This is a genomic window from Nostoc sp. (assembly GCF_036917635.1).
In the GTDB taxonomy this organism is placed as follows: Bacteria; Cyanobacteriota; Cyanobacteriia; order Cyanobacteriales; family Nostocaceae; genus Nostoc.
Window position 1 is genome coordinate 248,508 of the sequence record NZ_JBALCW010000094.1, and the last position, 13,001, is coordinate 261,508.

Here is a 13,001-nt window from a genome sequence, read left to right on the forward strand (position 1 = left end):
AGGTTATCTGCCCACTACTATGGACTATAGTCAGTTTTTCAGGAGTTTTGGCAATGACCGCAGCAGCAGATCCCGTAAAGTTGATGAAGCAAGAAGTAGGCAAAGCCGCCGCCGCCTTAGTAAAGTCGGGTTCTATTGTGGGGTTGGGTACGGGGTCAACAACAGCATATACGATTCAGTTTTTAGGCGATCGCCTCAAGTCTGGTGAACTTCAAGATATTATTGGTATACCTACATCATTTCAGTCAGAAGTACTGGCGAAGCAATACGGTGTACCTCTTGCCACCTTGGATGCTATTGACCACATCGATATTGCTATTGATGGCGCAGATGAAGTCGATCCGCAAAAGAATCTGATTAAAGGCGGTGGTGCAGCACATACCCGTGAAAAAGTCGTAGACTACCTGGCAGAACAGTTTATCGTCGTTGTAGATAGTGGTAAATTAGTAGAACGTTTGGGTTCTACTTTCGCTGTGCCTGTAGAAGTGATTCCAATGGCAATTACTCCTGTGACTAATGCCATCAAAAAACTTGGTGGGAAACCAGAACTCCGTATGGGTGTAAAAAAAGCTGGCCCCGTGATTACCGATCAAGGCAATTTTGTTTTGGATGTCAGATTTAACTCTATTGATGATCCAGTCAGCCTAGAAAAGACATTGAATAACATTCCCGGTGTTCTGGAAAATGGTATTTTCGTTAACTGTGTCGATTTAGTTTTGATTGGTGAAGTCAAAGATGGTCAGCCATTAGTGCGCCAACTCTAAGAGTTATAGATTTTGGATTTTAGATGTCTGTGAAATCTAAAATCCAAAATTAAGCAATGACATCTGCACAAATTAATTATGCGTTATCCAGAACCTTTATAGAGACGTAGCAGTGCTACATCTCTACGTTGTTTTTTAGTAAATTAGGACTGCTAGACGATAACATTAGTACCAACTACCAGATTTGTAGCGGTGAAATTATTCAAAGTTGTAAAGGTATAAAAATTGTCACTCAAGTAGGCAAACTGAACTTGTGTAGAAGTACCCGATTGCACAAACCGCAGATAACCATCTGATATGGGATTGCTGCCACTGTAGCCTCTACTCTTAAACAAGTCAGTAAGGATTAATTTATCCTCGCTTTTATTAAAGTCAGCTATTGTATCACTATTGCTAAGGGTTTGGTAGATGAACTGGTCATTACCGCTACCGCCAGTCAGCGTATCACTAAAATCACCGCCAATGAGGATGTCATTACCAGCACCTCCGATGAGGATATTATTACCTGTACCACCAACCAGGGTATCATTACCAGCACCACCAAGCAGGGTATCATTACCAGCACCACCGCGTAGCAGGTCGTTACCACTCAAGCCGTCAATGCGGTCATTACCCCCCTGACCATTAATGACATCTCCTGAGTTGTCAAACCCATTAACATTGTTGTTCAGGTCATTGAGAAAGGTGACTGTGTTCTTGTTGAAGATAGTGTTTTGGGTGGAGTTGGCATCGAAGACATCAAAGTTTTCACTAATGGTGGTTTGGCCATTAAACAGGATATTGCCTACGCCCGATACGTTCTCTAGGTTTTCCAGGGGAAAGTTTTGCAGAATAACTTTGTCATCAGCCACCCCATCAAAGGTGATTTCTAGATTGTTACCATTCTGGTTGAGTAACAGATTTTGAGCTGTCAATCCAGCACCTTGAAATTTGAGGGTATCCACTTCGGCAATGATTGCTGCTGATGGATTTGAGCCTTTACCTAACCCACCGAAATCGGTAATGGTATCAACACCGTCACCTAAGTTGTAAACAAATGTATCTTTGCCACCGCCACCAGTTAGGATATCGTTGCCTTGATTACCTGTGATGGTATCGTTCCCAGCTTGAGCGTTAATTATGTCACTGTAGTTCTTGCCCACTAAATTATCAGCGCCATTGGTTCCATTCAGCCCGTTAAACTCTAATGCACCAATATCAACTGTACTCTTAGAGATTCTGCTAAAATTACCACCTCGTTGATCAGTGGTGATACTGACTGGAATCAGAGCATTATTGCCAGCGTTAATGGCGGGACTATCCGCAAGTAAAGCATTAGTAAAGGTTGCACCACCATTATTTTGCAGGGGGGTGAGTTTTGGATCAATGGGGTTAGTTCTGGTGCCAACGAGGGTACTGGTAGTAAAGCCAGTGCTAGCAGTGCGATCGCCAATTAAGTTATTACCCGCGTCGCTGAACTTGCCCTTAACGTCGCGGGAATTACTAGAATCGCGGGGATCATCAGAATTGACTATGTAGAAATTGCCTGCAATGATCGTATCGCCAACGATAACAGTGCCGCCATTACTTACAACACCCCCACCGTTGCCACTAACACCGTTATAGCCAAAGCCCTCTGCTGTGTTATTGGTAATAGTGTCATTGGTAAGAATGAGAGTGCCACTGTTCAATATGCCGCCACCGGTGTAATATACACTATTATCAGAGACAGTGCTGTTAATCAGGCTAAAAGTACCTGAGTTAGAGATGCCACCGCCATCTGCCGCACTATTATTAGAAACAGTGCTGCGATTGATATCGAGGCTGCCTAAGTTATAAATGCCGCCGCCATAAGATGGGTAAGGGTCAGGCCCTCCCCGATTAAGACCGCTAGCGAACGCACTATTATTAGAGACAGTGCTGTTATTTATACTGACTTTGCCTGTGTTGAATATGCCGCCACCATAGGCTGTGTTGAAACTGACGTTTGCATTATTGCTTGAGACAGTGCTGTTAGTTAGGCTAAGGTTGCCTTTGTTAAAGATGCCGCCGCCTAAGGAAGACCCGTTATTGCCAGAGACAGTGCTTCCCGTCAGGCTGAGAGTGCCTCTGTTAAATATGCCGCCTACCTCCCCTCTATTGCCAGAGACGGTGCTTCCCGTCAGGCTGAGGCTGGTATTGCTATTGAGCAAAATACTGCCTAAGGGATCATTAGCATTAGCAATCTTCATACCATCAATGTTGGCATCTGTCCCAGAACCGGATATCTCGAAGACGCCTGATGAATTATTCCCACTCACAATCAGGTTAGATGCACCAGTCCCCAAAATCGTAATATCATCGGTAATGGTTAATTTGCCAGAGGTCAGGGTGATGATATCTGGGGTGGCATCGGTGAACACGCCCGCAAAGGTAATCGTATCTGCCCCAACGGTCGCATTGGCGTTGAGGATAGCCTGCCGCAATGACCCCGATCCAGAATCATTGGTATTAGTCACCACAAATGTGTCAGTATTAACAGGTGGTGGGGCGATGGGGGATTGGACTTCGTAAGCACCAATATCAACAACACCGTTGAATATCCGGTTAAATGGAGCGCCGCGTTGGTCAGTGGTGATACGAGCAGGTACTAGGGAATTCTTGCCAGCATCAATAGCAGGACTACCCGCAACTAACGCCTGGGTAAAGGTTGCACCACCGTTATTTTGTAGCAGTCCGAGTTTGGGGTCAATGGGGCTAGCACTTGTGCCGACAAGGGTGCTGGTAGTAAAGGCAGTGCTACCAGTATTATTGCCAATCAGGTTATTGCCGGAGTCAACCAACCCACCACTCACGTCGGGGTGTATATCACCGGACGTGGACTTGTCAAAGTTGCCTGCAATAATGGTGTTACTAACCTTGATGTTAACAGAGGAATCCAAGGAACTAAAAACACCCCCGCCATTGCCAGTACCATTACTATCTGAGTCAGCTGTGTTGTTATTAATTGTAGTGCTGATTAGGGTGAGGCTGTTGTCACCGACGTAGGCTGCGTCATTGTATATGCCACCACCATCCTCTAACGCTTTATTGCCAGAGATGGTGCTATTAGTTAGAGTAGCTGAACCGGAATCATAACCACCATCATTTCCGTTAAAAATGCCACCGCCGGAGGTTGCAGTATTGCCAGACACACTGCTATTGGTCAGCGTGAGACTACCGCCTTGATTATAGATGCCACCACCGGAGTTTGCCGTATTGCCAGAGACACTGCTGTTAATTAGGTTGAGAATACCAGTTTTACCAGAGGAACCGTCATTAAAAATGCCGCCTCCGGCAGTATTGCCATTAAAAATCTTGCTTGACCCGGTATTGCCAGAGACACTGCTTCCCGTTAGGCTGAGAGTACCACCGTTATAGATACCGCCTTGCGTATTGCCAAAGACGCTAGTGTTAGCAAGACTGAGGATGCCGCTGTTAGAGATGCCACTTCCTGCTGTATTACCAGACACACTGCTTTTAGCTAGGCTGAGGATGGAAGTTCTATTAACCTTAATACTACCGCCAGCGATCGCCAGTCCATTAATATTTACACCTGTCCCTAGTCCCGATATCTCGAATACTGTAGAGGCATTCTTTCCACTCACAGTCAGCTGAGATGTCCCAGTCCCCAAGATGGTAAGATCATTGGTAATCGTCAGTTGCCCAGAGGTGAGGGCGATGGTATCTGGGGTGGTATCGTTGAATATTCCCCCAAAAGCGATCGTATCATCTCCAGCAGTAGCATTGGCTAAGTCAATTGCCTCTCGGAGTGTTGTGATGCCGTTGTTCTGATTGCCATCATCTGTGTCCCCAGTATTATTCACCGTGAACGTCGCCAGTACCCCTGCGTAAGCCTTGCGCGTCCTTTCTGCAAATGCTAAACTCGCTTCCATATCACTGGTACGGACTTCTAACTCCCAGTTACCACCTAATGCTGCATTGCCAATTCGGCGACAGGAAGCGGCAATATTTGCTTTGGTGAGTTGGTGCAGTTTTTCTACAAATTCTGTCCCTGCATCACCCAAAGCCACATTGCAACCATAGATGAGTAAGTTCCAAAGGTTATCGTTTTTGGCAGAGGTTGAAAATATCTTTTGCCATAGTTGCAGTTGCTTTTTGTATTTGTCAAGGGTATCCAGTCCTAAATGGGTGTTGCCCAATTGTAAGTAACCTGGGGCACCGTGGCACACAATATGAATATTAATCAAATTCGGGCGATGTCTAGCGACAAGCCGCTGCGCGTCTACGCAACTCGCTAGAATTTCTGTAATTTGTTCAACACCGTCCTGGGTCGAGTCAAGCACGAACACTTGGGCATTATCAAGCACGCCATTGACTAAATCGCTATAGTCTTCAACCGCCATGTCGATGAAGACTAAACTATGGGTATTGGAGGTGGAAGTTGCAGGATTTTCTTGGAAGCGTGAGGTATTTAGTGTTGCCATTTCTTTACTTCGAGCTAAGGTAATGAGGGAAACTCAAACCGACTCCAGCTGCGTAATTACAGGATTTTCACACAACTACCGATAGCTAAAAATAGTATATATTTACTAATTATTTTCCCTTTCGTTGTTATCATCTAGCAAGTTGACGTTTTTGTAAAGCAATAAAGTAGTTTTACAAAATTTTCCAACTCACATCTAGCATGGAAATCAAAAATCAGGCTACATGCTGGCTTAACGGGAAAAGCTCAGTTTTTCGCCCATCAGCTTGGTTTTTCAAGTTGGGTTAGTAATTATACCAGATATTAAATTGCCTATGAAGGTCACAAAACAAAAATTACGTAAAGCCTGCGGCAACGCTTGGCTTTACGTGGAGCGTGCCGGAGGCTCTATTACGAACTTGTACTGAGCGACTTGTGCCAAGCGTTGTTGAGGTAAGTCGAAGGATTACGAATTAGGAATTACAAATTATTTAAGACTCCCTTACCTCTGAGGTAACTTTTTGAGTGATGTGAAAAGCAGAGATATATGAAAGTTGCAGACTGCCTCCAAAATCATCTTCTATGCGATGTCTTAATCCTAAAAATAAAGACTCTTTATTTTCTGGATCTAATTTTTATGTATGGCGAGTAAGTATTCAAAAGTGTTAAATATTCATCGACAGTGTAGGTTACTTCTGATATAAATTGTCCAGATATCAAATTTTGTTTCTGCAAGAGTAGCTGATTATTGTTTGTTTTAGGTCTTCCATAATCTATTTAATTCCTGCAAAAAGCTTTTGTTAGCTCAATTCTTATTTTTATCAAAACCCCGGCGTCTGCGCCCATTTTCCAATAAGGGTTTTCGCAACGGTACTACCTCAGCTTCGCTACTCTCGCGTGCTACCCGAATCAGCAACCCAGCAGCTATTAAGCTAGCAATCATGGAATTACCACCATAACTAAACATGGGCAAAGGTAAGCCAGTAGTCGGTAGAGAACCTGTAGCAACACCAATATGAAGCAATGATTGTCCGACCAGCAAAATCGTCACGCCGATCGCTACCAATCGATGTACTATATTTTTAGCCTTCAGGGCCACAATTAATCCAAAAGTGGCGAATGTAGCTAAAAGTGTCAGCAATACCATACTGCCAACAAAGCCAAACTCTTCGGCAAATACCGCAAAAATAAAATCAGTATCCTGAATGGGTAAATAAAACAGCTTTTGTTGAGAAAGCCCATATCCTGAACCCCAAGTTCTACCAGAACCCACAGCTAGTAGACTTTGCACTAACTGGTAGCCATCTCCTGTAGCATCCGCCCAAGGATTGAGGAATGACATTACCCGCTTACGCTGATATTCTTTAATACTAATACTGAGTACTGCCAACATGACTCCACCAATTGCTGTTCCTCCCAGGTACTTGTAAGGTAAGCCAGCTGCTAAAGCAATTAGCCAAATAGTCATGCCGCAAAGTGCTGTTGTACTCAAGTTAGGCTGGGCAAGAATTCCTAAAAGTACCAGACCGAAAATACCCAACCAAGCCAAGCGAACCCGCCAACTGATTCGTTCCCACTGACCAAAAAGCCGCGCACTTTGCAGCACCAAAAAGGGTTTAATTAATTCTGATGGTTGAATCGGAATAGGCCCTATCGCAATCCAACGCGCTGCATCAAAAGCCTTTTTCCCCAATCCTGGGATCAGTGTAATAAAAATTAACGTCAAAAACAGTAATAAAAACCAATGGGATACTCCCAAAATTTTTTGCAATGGCGAATTAACAATAATATTGAATCCGACTAAGGAAACTAAGACCCAAAGCAGTTGACGTTTAAAGTAATACAACCCATCTTGATGACGGGCATCAGCGACAGGATAAGATGCTGAAAATAGCATGATCAAGCCGACGAACAGCCAAATCAACGTTAACCAGCGCAACAGCCGCGCTTCTAATGCCCAGTTGGAGACTGAACTATCAAAAATTGGAATCAGGCGGCGTAGATTCACGAGTAGTACAGGTAAAAAGTTAGGAATTAGGAGTTAGAAATAAAACTCATAAATCATAACTTATAACTTATAAGTAGGCTTTACAACCATAAATCTTAAAGTTGTCAACTTCAATACACCGAAGCACAACTACAACACGGCACAATGTACTTTAATGATGCCCGTGGATTGCATTAAACAGTCAGAAGGAAAACTGAAGGTCTAAGAATTTCAGTAGATTTCCGGTTTCGTAGAAAATTTAATGAAGCTTACCGGGCAATGGTAGCACCTAATATTGGTGGTATAGAGTAAGACATGAGTTTTTCCTATGAAGACGGGCTAAAAGTTGGGAAAGAAACGCTAATTATGTTTGATTAAACTGTTAAGTAAGTGGGCGCAAATAATCATCACTGGCTCGTAGTTGCGCTAAAGCGCAAGACAGCGCAACTACAAGCCAAATACAGAGATTTTACTTTTTGTTACATAGTTTGGTTTTATTTTACTTACCTACTTAAACAGGCTAAGAATAAACAGAATGCTAACGCTCCAGTTCCCCTTTATACTCGAGGTTATCGCCTTTTAAATATGTTCAATTGTTGATTTTCAAAAATACTAGCTACAAAAAAGAGGTCTTTGCTGACCTCTTAGCAATTCTCTAAAATAATGTTTTATCTACAGCAATTACAACAACCCAGTATTAGCACCTTGCTTACCAGTTGCCAGTTCTACCTTAATTATTGTACCGCCTGCTTTTTGAATGCGTTGCTGTTCGCGGAACCAATTCTCATAAGGAACTAGCTTAGTGAAGTAAGTATTTTGGAGTTCGCGTTGGGTACGAATTCTGGTTTGACTGGGAACTAGAGCAGTAATTTTAAAAAAACGGGCCATGTTTTGAAAATCTCCTGTAAAATTTGTGAAAACTTTTTTATCTCAAAATCTTGAGTGCAAATCTTTTAATCATTCAAAGGCTGGAAATCAAACATCAATACTAGACCACTAACACTCATCAGTGATAATTTACCAAGATAAGCAATATAACGTTCTAGCACTCACGGCTGATTTCCAGACCTTAATAAAGTAGCACCTAAATTCTTAAGCGCAAACTAGTTCTTAGCTTAAGCCAGAAGAGATATAGTCTAAGTAAACACCCATTTCCTTACCAGCATCAGAACCAACCAAGCTAGCGGTTACTTCCTTGATTGCTTGGATAGCTTGCACGGTAGCACCAACGGGAACTCCTAAAGAGTTGTAGGTTTCCTTCAAGCCATTTAATACACGCTCATCCAAAATGGAAGGATCGCCAGCTAACATAGCGTAGGTGGCATAGCGGAGGTAGTAGTCCAAATCACGGATACAAGCAGCATAGCGGCGGGTGGTGTACATGTTACCACCGGGGCGAGTGATATCAGAGTATAGCAAAGATTTTGCTACAGCTTCTTTAACGATCGCAGCAGCGTTAGCGCTGATGGTGCTAGCAGCCCGGACTCGCAGTTCGCCAGTGGCGAAGTAGCCTTTTAGCTTTTGTAAAGCAGAAGCGTCGAGGTATTTACCTTGAACGTCTGCGGAGTTAATTACAGCAGTAATTGCGTCTTGAGCCATGTTGTTAATTCCTTATTTCCAACCGTATTGCAATACTTGTGTTTCGGCAGAGAAACAGCATCACCCTATAGCAGGGCACCAACTAAGTAGTCGAAGTAAGTACCAGCTTCAGCAGCATCATCACCAGACAGCAATGTAGCAGCTACATTCTTCAGCCCACGGATACCTTCAGCAACACCATCGATAGGAGTTCCCAAGGACTTGTACAGTTCACGGGCACCTATAACACCAATTTCTTCGATGGGGGTAACATCACCAGCAACGATACCGTAGGTAACGAGGCGGAGGTAATAATCTAGGTCACGCAGACAAGTAGCGGTCAATTCTTGACCGTAAGCGTTACCACCAGGAGACACAACATCAGGGCGCTTTTGGAACAGTTGATCGCCAGCTTGCTTAACTAGGCGTTCACGATTTTCTGACAAAACTTGAGCAATCCGCACACGGCGCTCACCAGTGGCAACAAAGGATTTGATCCGATCCAATTCACCAGGGCTGAGGTAGCGAGCTTCTGCATCAGCATTCACGATAGCTTTCGTGACAATACTCATTAATGGATTCCTCCAAATACGAATGAAACCAGGATTTGATTAGAACTGGTGTGACTTTAATTTGGTTCACTGAGTTTGTTCTCTCGTTCTTTTAGATACAACAGTGTAATAACTGTTACGGCTAATAAATTACGAGTTTTCTTGAGTCAACACAAGTAAACAAGCTTTTAAACTCAGTTACCTTCCGCAAAACATTTTCCGGCATTCTGTTGAGCATTTATTGCTGCTCTTAACACTTTGTAATATTCTTTTTCAGAATTTCGGGTTTTAGCTCTAATCTGAGAGCAATATTACGAAAGGTTACGAAGGGACTGGGGGGCAGGGGGCAGTAAATAATCTACTCCCTACTCCCTACTCCCTACTCCCTACTCCCTATTCCCTATTGGAAAGCGGTTGTAAGGCACAACATCTTCACCGAAGTAGCGGCTATATTCTTGGCTCTCGACTATTGCTTCTACAGCAGCAGACAAACCACTATCAGCTAGCAGATTGTTATACTGGCGAATTTCTTCCTGATCTGCGGGTGTACGCCCCAACAGGTGACGGAAGAGGAACTCAATCACCTTGGCATGAGGATAAGGTGATAAGAAGCGCTGGCCATAGATTTCGGAACTAGCTAGTTGACGCACAAACTCTCGCACGGAAATTTCACCATTCTGGAGTTTGCCCTCTAGGTCACTACGGCGGAAATTATCAGGCACTTCATCGCTAAATACATCCAACACTTGACGGTAAATAGCGTTGATTGCCTGTTGTCTTTCGGCTTGGTTTGTGGTTTCAGCTAGACGGTAAATACGTGCATGTTTACGCACAGCCACTTCCACTGATTGTCCGTTCCCATCGTTGTAGGAACGACCCAGTTCAGCAAATGAGGGCTTACCATTTGTTTGCGCTGCTATATCTGCGATCGCCTGCGTCAAAAGCGGCGTATCGCTAGCTCCGACCCGTGCTTGGACTGGCTTAAAGCTCGGTACAACCACGTCATCGTTTTGCTTAGTCAGCTGGTTGTAAAGCTTCTCTGTATTCGGGAAGTTTGCCGCAGGTAGGGTTGGGAAGCGACGGTAAGGCACCGTATCTTCACCAAACACCTGGTTATATTCCACACTATCAACCAAAGCACCAATAAAGGCACGAATACCTTGAGTAGCCAAAATCTGGTTATATTTGCGGATTTCTGCTTGGTCTAGTGGCGCACGTCCCAAGAAGTGTTTGGTTCCCAACTCAATCACTTTGGTGTTGGGGTAAGGTGTGTAGAACTCTTTCAGGTAAAGGTTAGAGTAACCCAAACCTTCAACAAATTCCTTCACACTAATTTCGCCGTTACCCAGCTTGCTTTCCCACGCTGTAAATTCATTTTTGGCGATATAGGGTGCAATATCCCGCTCAAAAATCTGACGATACGCAGCGCTTATCAAAGTTTTTACAGCAACTTTGTCACTGGTATTGGCCACCAGCTTGAAGATTTTGGTTTGTTCGCGTTGCTTGCTGACGCCTTGGTTAATGCGGAACTGAATATCTGGCTCTGACCGATTTTCTGTGACTGTACCCAATGTCACAAAGCTCGGCGTTACTTGCTTCTGAACTTTTGCCGCAACATCTTCACGAATACTACCAACGCGCAATTGTCGCCCTGATACACCACCAGGAGTCAGATACCGTTCGTAAGGAATTGTATCTTCACCAAACGCTTCGCTGTATTCTACGCTGTTAATGATGGCATCAACCACCGCGTAAAAGCCTTGTTTGGAAGCGATATCAAAGTACTTGTTGATTTCTTGACGACCATAAGTCGGACGACCCAACAAGCGGCGGTGAATATACTCAATCGCTTTACAAACATAAAGCGATGACCAGTATAGATTGCGGAATACATCAGACTTAGCCAAAGCACGGATAAACTCCCGTACAGAGATGTCGCCGTTTTCCAGCTTGATTTCCAATACTTTCGGGCGCTGACCTTCGTAAAGATCGCGACCAAAAACTTGCAGGTAAGCAGCTTTAATCACTGCTTGCGTCGAGCTTTCAGAGAATCTGACGCTAGAACCTTTGTCAGCCTTTCTACCAATAGTACCAGGCAGTTGATCTAACTTGAACACCTTGGGGCCAAGGATACCAGGAGCTTCACCCCGCGCCTTGGGATTGCTATTTTGGTTATTAATCCCTGCCCCTTGGTGAATCAGGATGCGCTTGGTATCCTTGCCAAAAGGAGCCGGACTGGTGCTGGGGTTGCGAGTTTCTTTCGGGAAAATCGCCCCAAATTGAATTTCCAAGGGATCATTCCCAGAACCATAGGGATGTTGGTCTGGTAGTGGTTGTTCGTAAGCAGCAAATGTGGTAATAAACTGAGGTATCTTGCGGAAAGGCGCACTGTAGTTAAACAGGTCTTGCTGCGGACCCCAGTTGCGACATTCTTGTGCTTCTTGACCAAGACCCCGGAGGTAGGGTACTGTTTCTTCGCCAAAATAGTCGCTGTATTCAGCAGAATCTACTAAAGCATCTACTAAGGCTGGTAAACCACCGTTTGAAATAATCGAGAAGTATTTTTGTACTTCTTCGCGGCTACTTGGGCCCCGTCCCAGAATGTGACGGAAAGCTAGTTCGATGACTCGGCTGTTAATAAAAGGCTGGTAAAACTGTTTTTGGTAAAGGGGAGATTTAGCTAGACGACGGACAAATTCCTTCACGGAGATGTCGCCATTTTTCACCTTGGATTCTAGGTCAGATATGGACAAGCTATAAGCACGGGTAATATCGCGCTCAAAGATTTGCCGATAGGTAGCTTTGATTACCTCATTTTTTTCGCTAGCTGACAACCCAGTTTTCATTACAAACTTGGGACGCCGTTCTGCCGCATTAAAGTAAATTTGTGGCAGTTCCAACCCTTGCTGGTCGCTAGAGGGGCGTTGGCGAACTTTATTTGAAGGTGTGGCTGCTTTGAATTCTGTTAGCAAAACATCCATGTACTGAGACACAATCTCTGTAGCCTCAGCATCTTTGCGGAAAAAGGAAAGTGACCCGGCTTTGATTTCCTGTAAAGCTACCAGCGTTGCTTCACCAGAGCAGGCATTTTCAATTATTTCCCGCAAACCCCGTGTGTTCACCGCTATGATGTTGGGGTCGCCAGCAACGATCGCATAAGTAGCGTAGCGCAAGAACCAGGATAAATCCCGCAAGCTCTTGGCCATGTTGCTTGGCCCATATCGAGCAATGTTAATTGGTCTGAAACCTGGAGGTGTCGGGCCACTGGGGGATGAGTTAAATATTGAGCGTAAATTTTCTAGGAACCCACCACGACTTTCAACGTAGGTTACAGTTCCCAGTTGCATCCCTTGCTGAACATTAGCACCAGCACTAACAGGTACTATTTCTATTTCTCTGGGCTTTTCTAAAAAAGCCATTGGCGAACCACCGACAAAAATCCGGTTGGCAGCGCGAGATACGATAATCTCGGCATTATCCGTCAGCGTCTGGGAAATTTCTAGACGCTTTGCACCAGACGCAAAATAGCTTGCCAGTTCATCTAATTCACCACTTCCCAAAAAGCGGTCTTGCTGCTCGGCTTGGGTAATTGTCGCTACAGCTAGGGTTTGATATAGTTGCGGACGCGCAACTGAGCTTCCACCACTTGCCTTAACACTCATCGGATTTGTAAAACTCCCATCATAATCATTTATGTG

7 protein-coding genes are annotated in these 13,001 nt (G+C 44.3%); 1 reads left to right on the forward strand and 6 read right to left on the reverse strand.

All coding sequences use genetic code 11. From position 1 onward, the window contains the following. The first annotated feature begins 53 nt into the window (after positions 1–53). Positions 54–764 carry a ribose-5-phosphate isomerase RpiA gene (gene rpiA / locus V7K32_RS22685; RefSeq protein WP_334996138.1) on the forward strand — a complete coding sequence of 237 codons (711 nt, stop codon included), beginning with the start codon at positions 54–56 and terminating at the stop codon, positions 762–764. A gap of 152 nt (positions 765–916) precedes the next feature. Here the strand turns inward: rpiA and V7K32_RS22690 are convergent, their stop codons facing one another. The 6 genes from V7K32_RS22690 to V7K32_RS22715 all read right to left on the reverse strand — a co-directional run bounded on the left by V7K32_RS22690 (position 917) and on the right by V7K32_RS22715 (position 12,965). Continuing rightward, positions 917–5,209: a DUF4347 domain-containing protein gene (locus V7K32_RS22690; protein WP_334996140.1), complete on the reverse strand. Its 4,293-nt coding sequence runs from the start codon at positions 5,207–5,209 to the stop codon at positions 917–919. A 783-nt stretch (positions 5,210–5,992) separates the two neighbouring features. Continuing rightward, positions 5,993–7,195: an FtsW/RodA/SpoVE family cell cycle protein gene (locus tag V7K32_RS22695; protein ID WP_334996142.1), complete on the reverse strand. Its 1,203-nt coding sequence runs from the start codon at positions 7,193–7,195 to the stop codon at positions 5,993–5,995. A gap of 660 nt (positions 7,196–7,855) precedes the next feature. Beyond that, on the reverse strand, positions 7,856–8,062 hold the full coding sequence (locus tag V7K32_RS22700; protein ID WP_334996144.1) for a phycobilisome linker polypeptide: 207 nt from the start codon (positions 8,060–8,062) through the stop codon (positions 7,856–7,858). Positions 8,063–8,284: 222 nt separating this feature from the next. Next, the gene (apcB, locus tag V7K32_RS22705) at positions 8,285–8,773 is read right to left on the reverse strand and encodes an allophycocyanin subunit beta (protein ID WP_094349822.1); all 489 of its coding nucleotides are present in this window, start codon (positions 8,771–8,773) and stop codon (positions 8,285–8,287) included. Positions 8,774–8,838: 65 nt separating this feature from the next. Further along, positions 8,839–9,324: an allophycocyanin subunit alpha gene (gene apcA, locus V7K32_RS22710; protein WP_334996146.1), complete on the reverse strand. Its 486-nt coding sequence runs from the start codon at positions 9,322–9,324 to the stop codon at positions 8,839–8,841. A gap of 365 nt (positions 9,325–9,689) precedes the next feature. After that, positions 9,690–12,965, reverse strand: coding sequence for a phycobilisome rod-core linker polypeptide (locus V7K32_RS22715; RefSeq protein ID WP_334996148.1), 3,276 nt, complete (start codon positions 12,963–12,965; stop codon positions 9,690–9,692). Positions 12,966–13,001: the final 36 nt, after the last annotated feature.

Excerpts from the sequence above, each read along its gene's own strand:
- rpiA (WP_334996138.1), top strand. The coding sequence starts at position 54 with ATGACCGCAGCAGCAGATCCCGTAAAGTTGATGAAGCAAGAAGTAGGC.
- V7K32_RS22690 (WP_334996140.1), bottom strand. The coding sequence starts at position 5,209 with ATGGCAACACTAAATACCTCACGCTTCCAAGAAAATCCTGCAACTTCC.
- V7K32_RS22700 (WP_334996144.1), bottom strand. The coding sequence starts at position 8,062 with ATGGCCCGTTTTTTTAAAATTACTGCTCTAGTTCCCAGTCAAACCAGA.
- apcB (WP_094349822.1), bottom strand. The coding sequence starts at position 8,773 with ATGGCTCAAGACGCAATTACTGCTGTAATTAACTCCGCAGACGTTCAA.
- apcA (WP_334996146.1), bottom strand. The coding sequence starts at position 9,324 with ATGAGTATTGTCACGAAAGCTATCGTGAATGCTGATGCAGAAGCTCGC.
- V7K32_RS22715 (WP_334996148.1), bottom strand. The coding sequence starts at position 12,965 with ATGAGTGTTAAGGCAAGTGGTGGAAGCTCAGTTGCGCGTCCGCAACTA.